Annotated in this window: 13 protein-coding genes; 9 read left to right on the top strand and 4 right to left on the bottom strand. The window is 38.3% G+C overall.

Annotated features, from left to right (window positions below; all coding sequences use genetic code 11):
* Nucleotides 1–54: 54 nt before the first annotated feature.
* Both M3182_RS20955 and M3182_RS20960 read right to left on the bottom strand, forming a co-directional pair.
* Nucleotides 55–498, bottom strand: a complete 444-nt coding sequence (locus tag M3182_RS20955; RefSeq protein ID WP_251428303.1) for a GNAT family N-acetyltransferase — start codon at nt 496–498, stop codon at nt 55–57.
* A gap of 218 nt (nt 499–716) precedes the next feature.
* Complete coding sequence (locus M3182_RS20960) at nt 717–2,129, bottom strand: peptide MFS transporter (RefSeq protein ID WP_251428300.1); 1,413 nt, start codon at nt 2,127–2,129, stop codon at nt 717–719.
* 563 nt (nt 2,130–2,692) lie between these two features.
* On the opposite strand from M3182_RS20960, the gene M3182_RS20965 reads away from it, so the two are divergent.
* The 4 genes from M3182_RS20965 to M3182_RS20980 all read left to right on the top strand — a co-directional run bounded on the left by M3182_RS20965 (nt 2,693) and on the right by M3182_RS20980 (nt 5,798).
* Entirely contained in the window at nt 2,693–3,328 is a 636-nt protein-coding gene (locus M3182_RS20965) for a YczE/YyaS/YitT family protein (RefSeq protein ID WP_251559873.1), read from the top strand.
* A gap of 211 nt (nt 3,329–3,539) precedes the next feature.
* On the top strand, nt 3,540–4,289 hold the full coding sequence (locus tag M3182_RS20970) for a methionine ABC transporter ATP-binding protein (protein WP_251559875.1): 750 nt from the start codon (nt 3,540–3,542) through the stop codon (nt 4,287–4,289).
* Nucleotides 4,282–4,944, top strand: coding sequence for a methionine ABC transporter permease (locus tag M3182_RS20975; RefSeq protein WP_251428291.1), 663 nt, complete (start codon nt 4,282–4,284; stop codon nt 4,942–4,944). The genes M3182_RS20970 and M3182_RS20975 overlap by 8 nt, the downstream gene beginning before the upstream one ends.
* Before the next feature lie 23 nt (nt 4,945–4,967).
* The gene (locus M3182_RS20980) at nt 4,968–5,798 is read left to right on the top strand and encodes a MetQ/NlpA family ABC transporter substrate-binding protein (protein ID WP_251428288.1); all 831 of its coding nucleotides are present in this window, start codon (nt 4,968–4,970) and stop codon (nt 5,796–5,798) included.
* 142 nt (nt 5,799–5,940) lie between these two features.
* Here the strand turns inward: M3182_RS20980 and M3182_RS20985 are convergent, their stop codons facing one another.
* On the bottom strand, nt 5,941–7,131 hold the full coding sequence (locus M3182_RS20985) for a coenzyme F420-0:L-glutamate ligase (protein ID WP_251559877.1): 1,191 nt from the start codon (nt 7,129–7,131) through the stop codon (nt 5,941–5,943).
* A 133-nt stretch (nt 7,132–7,264) separates the two neighbouring features.
* Here M3182_RS20985 and M3182_RS20990 point away from each other — a divergent pair, with 133 nt between their 5' ends.
* On the top strand, nt 7,265–8,143 hold the full coding sequence (locus M3182_RS20990) for a LysR family transcriptional regulator (RefSeq protein ID WP_251428281.1): 879 nt from the start codon (nt 7,265–7,267) through the stop codon (nt 8,141–8,143).
* A gap of 88 nt (nt 8,144–8,231) precedes the next feature.
* On the opposite strand, the gene M3182_RS20995 is transcribed toward M3182_RS20990, so the two are convergent.
* Nucleotides 8,232–9,674, bottom strand: coding sequence for a L,D-transpeptidase family protein (locus M3182_RS20995; protein ID WP_251559879.1), 1,443 nt, complete (start codon nt 9,672–9,674; stop codon nt 8,232–8,234).
* Between the two features lie 326 nt (nt 9,675–10,000).
* Between M3182_RS20995 and M3182_RS21000 the strand changes: the two genes are divergently transcribed.
* The 4 genes from M3182_RS21000 (at nt 10,001) to ectB (ending at nt 15,191) form a co-directional block, all read left to right on the top strand.
* Complete coding sequence (locus M3182_RS21000; RefSeq protein ID WP_251559881.1) at nt 10,001–11,065, top strand: DmpA family aminopeptidase; 1,065 nt, start codon at nt 10,001–10,003, stop codon at nt 11,063–11,065.
* A gap of 237 nt (nt 11,066–11,302) precedes the next feature.
* Nucleotides 11,303–12,871 (top strand): BCCT family transporter, encoded by a 1,569-nt coding sequence (locus tag M3182_RS21005; RefSeq protein ID WP_251428274.1) that lies wholly within the window; start codon nt 11,303–11,305, stop codon nt 12,869–12,871.
* 439 nt (nt 12,872–13,310) lie between these two features.
* On the top strand, nt 13,311–13,820 hold the full coding sequence (ectA, locus tag M3182_RS21010) for a diaminobutyrate acetyltransferase (RefSeq protein ID WP_285869069.1): 510 nt from the start codon (nt 13,311–13,313) through the stop codon (nt 13,818–13,820).
* A 90-nt stretch (nt 13,821–13,910) separates the two neighbouring features.
* Entirely contained in the window at nt 13,911–15,191 is a 1,281-nt protein-coding gene (ectB, locus tag M3182_RS21015) for a diaminobutyrate--2-oxoglutarate transaminase (protein WP_251428206.1), read from the top strand.
* The last annotated feature ends 2 nt before the right edge of the window (nt 15,192–15,193 follow it).

Below are 15,193 nucleotides of genomic sequence, written 5' to 3' on the forward strand. Positions count from 1 at the left end.
GAAAAACCTCTTATGCTATCTGTTTTGCTTACAGCTCCTACAATAAGAGATATATTAAAATTTAAAGCGAGATACCTGTTCGCCTTCGATCATAAGCCCATCTACTTCTTGAAAGCCCATTTTTTCGTAAACCCGCTTTGCGTGTTCATTCGTTGGCTCATAAGAAAGGGTGATGGTTTGGTGGCGGTTCTCTTTAATCGTTCTTATGTCGTCTATTACTAGTTTAACTGCCTGCTTGCCATTTCCTTTACCCTGATGTTTTTGATCAACCATCATGCGGTAAATCCAATATTCATGATCATGCTCATCTATTCCATAGAGTGAGAAACCAATCATCTCATCATCATGATAAATTCCTTTTGCATGGAAGTTTTCAAGAAAATTCAGTTGGGCCAGTGATACCGCATTGGAGGCCACAAATTTCACTTGATCTTCTCGGACACGTAAGGATATAGCCTTCAGCCAATTCTCTTTTGTAATTGCTTTTAAATACAACATTACTTAGCCTTCCTTTCCACTAAAACTCCAAACAGTACGGTGAATTTCCAGACCGTCGGTGTATTTTTTTTATAAATCTATTATTCTCGGTAAATTCTTATATTCCTGTTATAAGGTGAAAGTCACTCCAAATGCTAGTATGTAAAAAAGAGGCTGACTCATAAGGTCATCAAGTTGATCCTTAGAGTCAGCCTCTTTTTAGGAGGGATTTTATTGATTTAATTTGCTTTTAATAAAGTATTTTCGTTTTCAATCTCATTTCCGTCGTCCTCTAACATCTTCACAAGCTTTTTAGATATGGACAGAAGCACGAAGCCAAGGACGATAACTGCAAGACCAATTACTGCAAATACTTCAAAATAGCCCATGCTTTCCGTAAAGGCCCCTAATTGACCAGCAAGGATATTAGCCACGAAGGAGCTAGCCATCCAAACAGCCATTAGTAAAGAAGCGAACTTAACGGGTGCATATTTGCTTACAAATGATAGTCCAACAGGAGATAGGAACAACTCTCCAATAGTATGGAGAAAATAAGTGAAAATGATAAACATGATATTTGCTTTTACGGTAATGTTGTTTTCATCGCTGCCTGTTTGCATAATTGCAAATAAGAGAACGATAAATCCAAGTCCAAGCATAATCATTCCAATTCCCATTTTTGTTGGAACGGGAAGGTCACCGCGATTTGTATTTGAAAGCTTGGTCCATAAAATGGAGACAAGCGGTGCTAAAAGAATGATGAATAACGGGTTAACAGACTGGAACCAAGATGTTGGAATCTCCCAGCCAAACAAAGTACGATCAATAAATTTATCAGTATAAATGCTTAGTGCACCGCCGGCTTGTTCAAAACCAGCCCAGAAGAAAACAACAAATGCAGCAAGGATGAAAATAACAGTTGTTCTGTTTTTCTCTACTTTTGTTAATGTTTGCTTTTCTACAGCACCGTTTGAAACCTGTGGTTTGCCAACCGGTTTTTTCCCAATATCACCTAAGAAACGGTTCCCTAAAGCATTAAATAAGATTTGTCCAAAAACCATTCCAATCGCCGAAGCAAGAAATCCATATTTATACCCATATTCGATTACTCCACTCGCTTGGACTGCGAACCATTTATCAGTAATTGCACCGATAAGGAGTGGGGCAAAGAATGCACCTGTGTTAATACCCATATAGAAAATCGTAAACGCTGCATCGCGGCGTTTGTCCTTTGGACCGTAAAGCTCACCAACAATGGTTGAAATATTAGGTTTGAAAAATCCATTCCCAATAATGAGTAAACCTAAACCGATATATACAGCAGTAAAACTTTGATGAGCAAATAGAACAAGATTTCCTAATGCCATTGTGAAACCGCCAATTGTTACAGCGGTTCGTTGTCCTAAGTACCTATCAGAAAGATAACCGCCGATTAAGGGTGTAAAATAAACGGCTCCAGTAAAGAATCCATATAAGAGAAGAGCAGAACTTTCGCTCATTCCCAATCCACCGTTAACTAAGGACTTAGTCAGGTAAAGAATGAGAATCGCTCTCATACCGTAATAACTAAAACGCTCCCACATTTCTGTCATAAATAACAGATATAATCCAGGAGGGTGTTTTTTGGTTTGCTTAGCCATGGTTGTATCCATGAAATGGCCCCCTAGTAAAAATAATTATTTTAGTATAGTTATCTTAATTTATGAACAATTAAATCGTCAATGCAATTATTATAAGTACAAAATTTAGGAAAATAAGGAATTTCCCTAATATTCGTTTGTTAAGCGTAAACATTGTTGATAGTAATGTATTTTAAAAAACAGTGGATGTAAAACAAGGACCAATATACCCAATAATTACTATACTAAAATAGTTAAAAAAGGAGGTTTGTAGAGGCTATTGAGAAGTGTTGTTTTTCAAGATATCACAATGGAATGGATTCTATCAACCAAAAGGAAAGAGTATGTATGATCGTCGTTGCCTTTCGTAAAAGAGTGTTGGTGAAGTTTCTGTAGAGAATGGAGTTGTTTGGAGAGGGTTTCCTATTGAATAACCGTATACTACCAATATCAAATCATCGATAACAACTAGTCAAACAAGCAAGTTTATAAAGTGGAAAATCTACCTAGGATTCCCATTTTATCTTTATGTCATATCGTATAGGGGCTGTGGTATACTGTTTGGGTCTTATTTTTAAATGACTCGAGGGGAATATATGAAAAAAGAAATGATTCTTCGCTGGACTTTCTTTTTTGTCGGATTGATGGTTTTAGCGCTAGGTGTAGCTTTAACAGTTGAAGGACAGTTATTAGGAATAGGTCCTTGGGATGTGTTTCATTTTGGTTTGTCCATGCAATTTGGTCTAACGATTGGCTCATGGTCGATTCTTACCGGATTTCTATTGTTAACCATAGCTTCTATTATAATGAAAAAGGTTCCTAGACTGGGGACGTTTTTAAATATGCTTTTGCTAGGTCTGTTTACTGACTTTTTTATTTGGCTTCTGCCAAGTATTGATAGTTTCATTGGAGTGGTTCTTTCCTTTATTGTGGGTGTGACCTTAATCGGATATGGAATTGGCCTTTATGTTTCTGCTGATTTTGGCTCTGGACCAAGAGATGGCATCATGATCTTGCTGGTGGAGAAAACAGGCTGGAGTGTACAATGGGTTCGGAATGGAATGGAGATCCTAGTGCTTATGCTCGGTTGGGTATTAGGAGGCCCAATTGGTATTGGTACGGTGCTGATTGCCTTTTTACTAGGTCCAATTGTAGGTGTTTCTTTACCCCAATGTGATGCACTCTTAAAGCATTTATTAGTGAAAGAAGACCGAGAAAAACTAGCAGCTTAGTATGTAATAAATAGATGTCACTTTTGCGTGTCTATCTATGGAATGATATTTTCTCATAGTTCATAATAGAAGTGAAAAGAAGGCCATCCTAAGGATGGCCTTCTTTGCTTTTGTTTATTAAGAGTATTCTACTAAAATGACAACTGTCGTAGATTAAGCTATAATAAAAAACATTGATTTTACCCTTCAAATAATCGAAAGGGGTTTTTTTGTGCTCAAATTGAATCGTGTAACAAAAAACTATGCAGAGTTTCAGGCCGTAAAATCTGTTTCCTTAAAAATTAATCAAGGTGAGATCTATGGAATTATTGGTGCAAGTGGGGCAGGTAAATCCACTTTGCTGCGAATCATGAATTTGTTAGAAGTACCTGATGAAGGAGAAGTCGAAGTTAATGGCCAAACGCTAACTAGTATGAGTGGAAAACAACTCCGGCAAGCCCGAAAATCGATTGGGATGATTTTTCAGCATTTTAATTTGGTAGCCAATAAGACAGTTTATGAGAATGTAGTGGTCGCTTTAGAATTAGCAGACTTTCCAAAGAATGAGCGGAGGAACCGTGTGCTAGAATGCCTTCAATTCGTTGGACTGGAAAGTATGATGGATAAATATCCTGCCCAATTAAGCGGTGGGCAAAAGCAGCGGGTTGCCATTGCGCGGGCATTAGCCACTAATCCACAGGTTTTACTATGCGACGAACCAACTTCCGCTTTAGACCCTGGTACAACTGCTGACATATTAGGCGTGTTAGAAAATATTAATAAAAGCCTAGGTGTGACGATTGTGGTTGTCAGTCATGAGATGGAAGTGATCAAAAGTATTTGCCATACGGTCACAATCATGTCTGATGGGGAAATTTACGATACAGTCTCATGTAAACCAAAAGGAATGCAAAGGAAAGAGAACCATCCTCAATATTTTGTAGAAGAATTAACAAAGGACGTTGAACTCGACCATGCTTGAGACCTTAACTCAATATGAAACGGAAATTTGGCAGGCCATTGCGGAAACTTTTGTGATGGTTGGTGTTTCGATATTAGCGGCTGTGATCATAGGTCTTCCAGTAGGCACACTGCTATTTCTTTGTCGCAAGGGCAATCTATTGGAGAATCAGTTTGTTTTTTCAATAGTCAATTTGTTAGTGAACATCATTCGTTCGTTTCCGTTTTTATTATTAGTCGTTTTTTTAATCCCATTTACGAGATTGATGATTGGTACAGCGATTGGAACAGCAGCTGCAACAGTTCCGTTATCGATTATTGCAATCGCCCATTATTCCCGGTTGGTTGAACAAAGCTTATTGGATGTCCCAAAAGGTGTGATCGAAGCAGCTATTTCGATGGGGGCTTCTGTAAAGGATGTGGTTTTTAAATTTATTTATGTGGAGGCTCGTTCGGGCCTTGTCCTTGGATTAACCACATCCATTATTAGTTTTATTTCTTATTCCACCATAATGGGTGTTGTTGGTGGTGGAGGAATTGGTGATTTTGCGATTCGGTACGGTTATCAGCAGTTTAAAACAGATTTAATGATGTATGTGATCATTATTATGATTATTCTTGTACAGTTGATCCAATTTATCGGAACAAGTATCGCAAGAATCATTGATAAAAGGTAAAGATTTAGGAGGAAATAGTCAAAATGAAAAAATTATTATTTTTATTAGCAAGTATGTTACTAGTGCTTCTAGCTGGTTGCGGTCAAAATAATGAAGCAACTGAACCTAAAGAAACACAAGACTCAGAACAGAAAGAAGTAACCTTAAAAGTCGCTTCGTTAATTCCGCCAATGACCGAGATTCTCGAACTTGTAAAACCACAGCTTGCAGAAGAAGGAATCAATCTCGAAATGGTCGTTTTGGGTGACAATGTTCAGCCGAATAGTGCGCTTGCAGCCGGTGAAGTGGATGCGAACTTCTTCCAACATGTCCCGTATATGGAGGAATTCAATCGAAACAATGACGCAGAGCTCGTTGCAATTGAACCAATTTATTTTGCAAACTATGGCGTTTATTCAAAGAACTATCAATCAATCGAAGAACTACCTGAGGGTGCTGTTATTGCAATTGCGAATGATATTTCAAATGTAGATCGTTCATTGGCTCTGTTAGCCCAACATGATGTCATTACATTAAAAGAAAAGAAAGATATCTATTACACGAAAGCGGATATTAAAGATAACCCGAAAAACTTTAAGTTTGAAGAAGTGGATTTGCTAATGTTAGCGAGAATGTATGATGATGCCGATGCTGTTGTGATGACACCGGCATATGCTGCACCGCTTGGACTAACACCAAAAAGCGATGCGCTTCTTACAGAAGGCGTTGAAAATGACTTTGCGATTACATTGGTTGCACGTAAAGACAATGCTGACACAGGAGCAATTCAAAAGCTAGCTAAAGCTATGACCAGTCCAGAGGTGCGTGAGTTTTTAGAAGAAAATTATGATGAAACGGCAATCCCAGCGTTTTAAAATAAAAGCTAATCTTGACCAAAAGACCACTTCTAATGCGAAGTGGTCTTTTGGTCGAGCTTACTATAGGGCTTAAAAGCGAACATAACTTTCGCCACTAAAAAGGAAGCCTCAAATTGAGAAGCTTCCTTTTTAAAAGACTTTACTTTGTATAATTATCGAAATAACCTTGAATATAAATCATCGGTGTTCCTTTATCGCCACTACCTGAAGTTAAATCAGACAAGGAGCCAATAAGGTCCGTTAGTTTACGAGGTGTTGTTCCTTGAGCTTCCATTTGTCCTACTAAGTTGTCATTTTTATTCTCAATATGCTGAGAAATGGCTTGTTTTAATTCTTCTCCACGAAGGTGTGAGAAGTTATTGTCAGCAAGGTACTTTAATTTTACTTCATTTGGTGTACCTTCAAGTCCTGAGGTATAAGCTGGTGAAACTACAGGGTCAGCGAGCTCCCAAATTTTCCCAACAGGATCTTTAAAAGCACCATCGCCATAAACCATGACTTCTACTGTTTTACCTGTAACTTCCTTGATTTTTGCTTGAATGCCATCAACAATTGGTTGGCAATTATTTGGGAATAACTTTATGCTATCTTCGGTTGCTTTATTGGATCCAAGTAGACCATAAGCCTCGTTAAAGCCGCTGCCATTAACGGACTCTTTCAGAATATCATCAAGACCGTAAACCTTTTCCGCACCATTATTGGATAAAATGCGTTTTGTTCTAAAACGTGAATGAATATCACATGTTAAAACACTTTTTGTATAGTCTAAAATGGTTTTCGGGTTGTTTGAAAAAATAACTTGGCATGTTGCGCCTTCTGCTTCAATGATTTCCTTATAGTATTCGATATAATCAACACCAGTAAAGGTATGCTTTTTATAACCAAAATGCTCGCGGAATTCAGCTTCTGTTAATACATCTGTCCATGGATTGACCCCTTTAACATCTAGTTCATCGATATCAACAAGGTGGTTTCCCACTTCATCAGAAGGGTAGCTAAGCATTAGGACAATACGTTTTGCTCCTCTAGCAATCCCACGTAAGCAGTTTGCAAAACGGTTACGGCTAAGGATTGGGAAGGTAACGCCAATTATGTCTTCACCGAATTTTTCTCTAACATCTGTTGCAATAGCATCGATCGTTGCATAGTTCCCTTGAGCACGAGCAACAATCGATTCTGTGATTGTCACAATATCACGGTCCTCAATTGAATAACCTTCTATTTCTGCTGCATTTAATACCGTGTCGACAACAATTTGTTCAATGTTGTCTCCTTTGTTAATAATGGGTCCACGTAGTCCGCGTACGACTGTTCCAACGACTCTTTCCAATCTAATCGCTCCTCTAGTAAGAGTATATTTTATACAAAGTATGTACTATTTTTTTCATCTTATTTTACTATACTCGTTTATAATGGTATTAGTAAAATTAATATTTATAATATCTGGTATAAGGAGTACTTATATGATTGGCAAATTAGATTTATATCGTATCTTTCACACAGTTAGTCGGAATAAAAGTTTTTCGAAAGCAGCGCAGGATCTTTACATGACCCAGTCAGCAGTCAGTCAATCGATTTCAAAACTTGAAAGGGATTTAGAGATACAGCTTTTTTACCGAACATCAAAGGGTGTCGTTTTGACGAATGAAGGGCAAATATTAAATGAGCATGTAAGTAATGCCTTGGGAATGATACATGTGGCAGAAGATAAAATATTGGAATTTAAGACCTATAAGAAGGGAAAATTGCGTATTGCGGTTGGAGATACCATCTCTCGCTACTTTTTGTTGCCCTTTTTGGAGGATTTCCATACAGCTTACCCGGGTATCAAACTGAATATTATAAATGGAACAACAACGGAGATTTGTGAGTTTGTTAAATCAGGTAGGGCAGATATTGGGGTTTGCAATCTGCCAATTCAGGATGATCAACTTCAGGTTATTCCTTGTAAGGAAATTCAAGATATCTTTGTCTGTGGAGAGAAGTATAAAAAAATAACCGAAAAACCGATAAGCTTAGAGTATTTAATGCGTATGCCGCTCATTTTTTTAGAAAAGAAATCAAATTCTCGAATGTATGTTGAGAATTTCTTAAACGAAAGAGGTTTCCAGGTTTCACCTGTATTTGAACTCGGGTCTCATGATTTAGTTTTAGATTTTACAAAAAGTAATTTAGGGATTTCGTCCGTTACGAAAGAGTTTTCAAAGGAGTACCTGGAAAAAGGATTTATCTATGAGGTCAAGCTTGAAGAGGAGATCCCAAAGCGGAATATTGGTATCATTTATTTAAGGGATATGCAAATCTCACATGCAGCGAAGAAGTTTGTTGATAGTATAAAATAAATCTTGTATACGACCTTCTTAGACAAAAGGATAAAAATAAAGAAACCAGGAAATCTTTGTGATCTCCTGGTTTCTATTTACCTTTGGTTTAGTAAACAACAACTGGTTGATAGACCTCTAGATTGTTGTACACTTGTTTCATCATGTGTGGTTGTACGTTCACACAGCCGCCGGATCCGGCATTAAGATAGGCATTGCTATTCCAGTTGGTTCGCCAACCTGCATCATGGAATCCTTGGCCACTGTTTGTGAACGGCGCCCAATAATCGACTTCAACGGAGTAATTAGGATTTCCGACTGCGCTACCTTCAAGTGTATATGGTGTCCGTTTAAAAAGAATGTACCAAACCCCAGGTGAAGTTCCTTCTCCTGTACTGTGTTTTCCTGTCACAACGTTTGTGCTCAAGACGAGCTCTCCATTTCGATAAAGCCAAATCTTTTGCTCGGAAATAGAAATCTCAGCATACGTATCACCAATGCCATAATTTGAAGTGACATCGTAACCGTAGCCTTCACCGACCCAGCCGTTTCCGATGATATTGGAGGCGTCAACTGACTTTTCTCCCTTTTCGAATGTTGTTTGCACTAAGGCAGCCTCTTTTTTTACATCAAGTGCCCAGCCATAACCTTGTCCTTTTACCTTGATTTCTTTACCTGCGTGCGTTATAAAGGTAAAGTTTTTGCCTAATGTAGATTGAGCATCATTAATCTCTTCAATTTTATCTTCAAGTTCGCTTGATGTAATCGAAACTTCTAAGTCTTTTGAAACGGTAGCATCTGTAATGAAATCACTACCTTTTAAAGAATGCACTTTGTCTTGTACTTTATATTCAACAGTGTGTGCAAGCAGTTCTTCTAGTCGTTTTGCTTCCTTTTTAACAATCTCACTATCTTCTTTAATAGGAAGGAGAAAGGCAGGTTCTAGCTGAATGGTACTAGCATAGGTTTGTTTGTCGAACTCCTCCAATAGATGTTTAGCATCATACTGCTTTCCATCGACGCTTTTTGAAATGGTTATTTCCCCTTTTTCTAACACAGCACGAGCATCTTTAGGAGCTGTTAACTCTTTGTTCATGGAAAGAAGTTTCTCTTCTAGTTCGACTTTTAGTACTTCGCTACGATAATGATCTTGTTCGGTTGGTGTTAAATCATAATCTTCTGTTTTGAATGATGGGAAAAAGGTCCACTGTGTTTTCAATAGCTTTTGAACTTCAGGCAGATCTTTATTCGTAAATCCCATTTTTGTATCTTCACCGTCAATGATTAATTGATCGCCAATATAAACCTCATTTTTTAATAGATAGTTCTTAAGTTCTTCTAGTGCGTCTTCGGCTGTTAAACCGCTTACGTCTACGCTGTTTATTGAAACATTTGTGTTAAAGTGGTTCGCTTGGTAATAACTCATTGCAGCTAAAATAAGAGCAATGATGATGACAATAATGGTTGTGATGTACTTCCAATTTTTAAACCACTTGACCTGTTTCTTTTGTGAGCGACTTTCCGAAACGGGTTGTTCAATTGCACTTGCCATTAATAATTCCTCCCAACCTTCTATGACATCTTTAGACATATAGTATTGCTATAATATTACAATCTTTTATCAAAAGATTAAACATTTATTACAATTTTACTAGATAGAATAGCATGAAGTATGTCGGTTTTTGTCATTTTAATAGAATTTATTTATTTTTTACCGAAGTATTGGGGATTTGTTGATTTGAGAAACATGATTTGAAGCCAACATTTAAGGTTAAGGGGGATTTTATTGGGGAGGGAAAAACTTCAATTTATCATGTTTAATAGGTATGCTATTTAATAGAGAGTTAGGTATTTAATGGAGAAAAAAGGGGATCTTCAATGTTCAACCAAAAAAGAATGAGAGACTATGGGGTCAAGATTGGTCGTTTAGAGACAGGATTTTATAATGCGATTACAGATGTCGATGGAGTGACAGTAGGTCATGTAACGTTGAGTGACCAAGCGAGTCAAACTGGGGTGACGGCCATATTGCCTCATCAGGGCAATATTTTTAAAGAAAAGCTTATTGCATCAAGTCATGTAATCAATGGGTTTGGGAAAACAATGGGGACAATTCAAATGGCTGAACTTGGCACAATAGAAACACCCATTTTATTAACGAATACTTTAAATGTTGGGACAGGCGCGGATGCACTAATTGACTATATGTTGGCACGTAATCCTGAGATTGGCCGGACAACAGGAAGTGTTAATCCAATCGTGGCTGAGTGCAATGATATGTATTTAAATGATATAAGGGCGAAATTTGTAAAACCAGAGCATATAATCCAAGCGCTCGAGAACACAGCTAGTGAATTTAAAGAAGGAACGGTAGGAGCAGGGACAGGGATGCTTTGTTACTCGCTAAAGGGAGGAATTGGCTCTGCTTCAAGGATCATGGAAATGAGTCATGGTAAATATACTTTAGGCGTATTAGTGCTATCGAATTTTGGGATATTAAGTGATTTACGAATAAATGGAAAAGCAGTCGGCCAGGAACTAAAAGAAGCAATTATTCGGGAATACAAAGAGGAAGATAAGGGGTCAGTTATTGTTATTGTGGCCACAGATTTGCCTGTTTCAGAAAGACAATTAAATCGGATTATTAAACGTAGTGTCACAGGCTTGTCACGAACAGGATCGATTATAACGAATGGTAGTGGTGAGGTAATCATTGGTTTCTCAACGGCCACTAAAATTCCACACGAAAAACCAGCTGACTGTTTGCTAATTTCAACGCTGCATGAAGAAGATATGGATACAGCATTTAGAGCAGTTGGGGAAGCAACAGAGGAGGCAGTGTTGAATTCATTAGTGACAGCAGAGGCTGTTGTTGGCCGTGATGGGAATACTAGACCCGCTTTTAAAGGTTTAATAGAGAAGTTTAACATCTCTTTGCTTTAAGTTTTTCATGAATAATTGTTTAAGCTTTAAAGGGGAATCTATTTGAATCCTCTATATTTGTCATGGGGAAAAATGGCCTTCCGGGAGTTTGTTCAAAGCAGTTCCTTGTTAGCTTTTAGTAGTTCAGGTGAGCTTGACTATACTGCAAAAGGTGTTTTCTACTGAATTCGTTGTTTTTCCATTAAATCTTAGGGTAATTGGTAATAATAAACTGGAGATTTATTTGGGAGGGCTGACATGGATCGGAATAGTTGGAAAAACACTGTATTTATCGTGTCTGCAATCATTATTTCCTTGCTAGTTATTTTGGGTGCGGTCGTACCAAAGGGATTCGGACGAGTGGCTGGAAGTCTTTTTGAATTTACAACAGTCAATTTTGGCTGGTTCTATTTATTAGCCGTCTTTGTATTAATTATTTTCTTAGTTGGCCTAGCGATTAGTAAGTACGGAGCCATCCGACTGGGTGGAGAAAAAGAACGGCCAGAGTTCTCCTTTTTCACTTGGATTGGCATGTTGTTTTCGGCAGGTTTTGGAGCAGGTCTGGTCTTTTGGGGAGTGGCTGAGCCAATGAGCCACTTTTTTTTACCTCCTACAGAGGGAGTGGATGGGCAAACAGTAGACGCCGCAAGACTGGCCATGGGATATTCCTTTTTCCACTGGGGAGTTAGTCAATGGTCTGTATTTGCGATTGTCGGGCTCGTGATCGGTTTTCTTCAATTTCGAAAAGAACGGGACGGTTTGGTTTCTACGGCATTGGAGCCTATAACGGGAGAAAAGACAGGGGTTAAGAATACCATTGATTCCTTAGCTGTGATCGCGACAGTAATGGGAATTGCCACCTCAATTGGTCTTGGGGTTTTACAAATGAATGGTGGGCTGGGTGTAGTATTTGGCATTGGAAACTCCGTGTGGATTCAAATGATCCTCATTGCCATCATTTTTGTTGCTTATATGCTCTCGTCTTCAACGGGACTTGAGAAAGGGATCAAATATTTAAGTAATTTGAATTTAGGCCTTGCGATTGTTCTCTTGTTATTTGTGTTCATAATGGGACCAACTGTGTTTATCCTTGAGTCCTTTACCCTTGGTCTAGGCGATTATTTAACAAACTTTATTCAATATAGTTTAAGATTACAGCCCTATAGAGGAGGAACATGGGTCAGGGATTGGACCATCTTTTATTGGGCTTGGGCGATTGCGTGGTCTCCTTATGTTGGAGCCTTTGTTGCAAGAGTCTCCCGTGGTCGAACCATTCGCGAGTATATTATGGGTGTAATGGTGATTCCACCGTTGATTGCATGTGTTTGGATTGCGACATTCGGAGGAACAGGGTTATGGAATGATTTAAATAATGGCACAAGCATTGCAGAGGCTGTAAACGCAGATTTAACCACTGCTTTATTCCAAACGTATGAATATCTACCGTTTGATACGATTCTATCGGTTTTGTCCATTCTGCTTATTTTTACATTCCTTGTGACATCTGCAGACTCGGCAACGTATATTTTAGCTAGTATGACAATGTTTGGGAGCCTAAATCCACCGCAAATGGTGAAGGTGGTTTGGGGAGTACTGATGTCAGCTATTGCAGCGGTGCTATTATATGCAGGTGGTTTAGAGGCATTACAAACTGCTTCGCTTATCGCTGCACTTCCATTTACGTTGATCTTGTTATTGTTGATGTTTGCCATCGCAAAACTATTGGCGAAAGAACCTTTGCCGATTCGCAAAGCAGATTTGAGAAGATTTCGTCGTCTTGAGGAAGCAGCGAATAAACCTGATAAAAAAATGAAAAAAAAGAAATAACTTATCTATTTGAGGACAGCGTTCAACACGTTGTCCTCTGTCTTTTTCTTCTATAGTAAATGGTAAAGCATTTTAACGCATCATAGCCATTTTGTATGTTTCATTAAGTTTATGAGCCCTATTCTCATCAAAAGTAGCTATTTTTTGTATAACCAAGCTCATTCAGCTGTACTTTTGTTCAAAAGTAACATGTTTGGAAAAGGGTCTAAGTAAAACAAGAGAAATTGTTATAACTAAAAAGTTTAAATATTTTGTCGATTTGGAGCATTTGGGAGGAAAAGCAGGGATTTGGCAAGCTGAACAAGCTGAGTTTTCCTTAGACGAAGATAGCTATGTTTATTTAGCATAACCCTTAAATTCACGCTTTGACGCTCATTTTTATTCTCGTTAAGATGAATAGTGTTAGGAAAACGAACAAAGGAGGAATCAATTACTCTAAATGATAAAAACAACTGAGTTAGATAGGAGGACCTTATTTTCATATCGAATTCCTGATAAAGAGGATGGGGCAAAAATGTGGGAACTCATAAAAGAAACAAAAAATATGGACCTAAATTCAGCCTATTCATATCTCATGTTTAGCCATTACTTTGGTGATACTTGTGTGATCGCCGAAGATCGTAATCAACTCATCGGCTTTGTGTCCGCTTTCCGTCCACCGTCTTCCCCGGATACTGTTTTTGTTTGGCAGGTCGCCGTAAATGAAAACTATCGGGGGAATGGAATAGGGAATAAGCTTTTAAATGAGTTATTAGAACGGGAAGTCTGTAAAGATGTTCGGTTCTTAGAAGCGACAGTTTCTCCTTCCAACTTTCCATCTCAATCACTATTTAAAGGCTTAGCAAAACAATTAGGTTGTCCCTGTGAAGTTTCAGATTGTTTTACTGAGGAAATGTTTCCGGAACCCGGACATGAAGCTGAGCAAACGTATCGAATCGGGCCATTTTAATAAAGGGTGAGTTAAGGAATCGAGGGATGTTGTCACGTCAAGGGTTGTAACACACTTATTAGACTGAATATTCCGAAAGGTTGTGTATGAATGCAAACAATTACTGAATTAGATCCTCAATTAAAGGTCTTTGAAGAATTAGAGTCGGAAGTAAGAGGGTATATTCGTAGTTTTCCAACTACCTTTGTGAAAGCAAAAGATTCAATGATGTGGGACGTAAATGACAAGGCTTATATAGACTTTTTTGCGGGGGCAGGAGCCCTAAACTATGGACACAACAACTCTAAGATGAAAGAAACATTGATTCGTTATTTATCTGAGGATGGAATTACACATAGTCTCGATATGGGAACAAAAGCAAAAGCTACTTTCCTAACAAAATTCAATGAAACGATTTTAAAACCAAGAGGGCTTGAATATAAGGTAATGTTCCCTGGACCAACTGGAACGAATACGGTTGAAAGTGCTTTGAAACTCGCACGTAAGGTAACGGGTCGTGAACTAGTGATTAGTTTCACGAATGGTTTCCATGGGATGACGCTGGGTTCCTTATCAATTACAGGGAATTCATTTAAACGTCATGGGGCCGGGGTTTCACTTAATCATAGTGTTGCCATGCCTTTTGATAAATATTTAGGGAAAGATGTCGATACCGTTGATTATTTAGAACGTTTTCTAGAAGATAGCGGAAGTGGAGTTGCCCTACCGGCAGCAATCATTCTTGAAACCGTACAGGGCGAAGGTGGTTTAAATGTCGCAAATAATGTTTGGTTAAAACGCATTGAAGAGGTTTGCCGCCGCTGGGATATCTTATTAATTATTGATGATGTCCAAGCAGGTTGTGGACGTACAGGTACATTCTTTAGTTTTGAAACGGCTGGAATAAAGCCGGATATTGTTTGTCTATCAAAATCAATTAGTGGTTATGGCACACCGATGGCTTTAACACTTATAAAACCAGAATATGATCTTTGGGCACCTGGTGAGCATAATGGAACCTTTCGGGGTCATAACTTAGCATTTATTACTGCGACAGAGGCATTAACATTCTGGGAAACAGAAAAGTTTTCTGAAGATATTGTTGCAAAGGGTTTGTTAGTCGATGACTTTTTAACTGGTTTAGTATCAAAGTATCCTGAACTGAAAGGGGAAGTTCGCGGAAAAGGCCTGTTTAGAGGCATTGCTTGTGGTGTTAAGGGATTAGCGGACAAAATTTGTGCCGAAGCCTTCGAACGAGGTCTAATCATGGAAACATCTGGGCCGAATAGCGAAGTGTTTAAAATTATGCCTGCGTTAACAATCGATTGTAAAACCTTAAATCAAGGTTTTGCCATAATTGAAGAAAGTGTTAAAGCGAGTCTTACTAACTAAAG

Origin of the sequence: Mesobacillus maritimus (genome assembly GCF_023715205.1) — a bacterium.
Lineage (GTDB): Bacteria > Bacillota > Bacilli > Bacillales > Cytobacillaceae > Mesobacillus_B > Mesobacillus_B maritimus_C.

Coding starts and splice junctions, on each gene's coding strand:
- M3182_RS20955 (WP_251428303.1), bottom strand. CDS start 498: ATGTTGTATTTAAAAGCAATTACAAAAGAGAATTGGCTGAAGGCTATA.
- M3182_RS20960 (WP_251428300.1), bottom strand. CDS start 2,129: ATGGATACAACCATGGCTAAGCAAACCAAAAAACACCCTCCTGGATTA.
- M3182_RS20965 (WP_251559873.1), top strand. CDS start 2,693: ATGAAAAAAGAAATGATTCTTCGCTGGACTTTCTTTTTTGTCGGATTG.
- M3182_RS20975 (WP_251428291.1), top strand. CDS start 4,282: ATGCTTGAGACCTTAACTCAATATGAAACGGAAATTTGGCAGGCCATT.
- M3182_RS20980 (WP_251428288.1), top strand. CDS start 4,968: ATGAAAAAATTATTATTTTTATTAGCAAGTATGTTACTAGTGCTTCTA.
- M3182_RS20990 (WP_251428281.1), top strand. CDS start 7,265: ATGATTGGCAAATTAGATTTATATCGTATCTTTCACACAGTTAGTCGG.
- M3182_RS20995 (WP_251559879.1), bottom strand. CDS start 9,674: ATGGCAAGTGCAATTGAACAACCCGTTTCGGAAAGTCGCTCACAAAAG.
- M3182_RS21000 (WP_251559881.1), top strand. CDS start 10,001: ATGTTCAACCAAAAAAGAATGAGAGACTATGGGGTCAAGATTGGTCGT.
- M3182_RS21005 (WP_251428274.1), top strand. CDS start 11,303: ATGGATCGGAATAGTTGGAAAAACACTGTATTTATCGTGTCTGCAATC.
- ectA (WP_285869069.1), top strand. CDS start 13,311: ATGATAAAAACAACTGAGTTAGATAGGAGGACCTTATTTTCATATCGA.
- ectB (WP_251428206.1), top strand. CDS start 13,911: ATGCAAACAATTACTGAATTAGATCCTCAATTAAAGGTCTTTGAAGAA.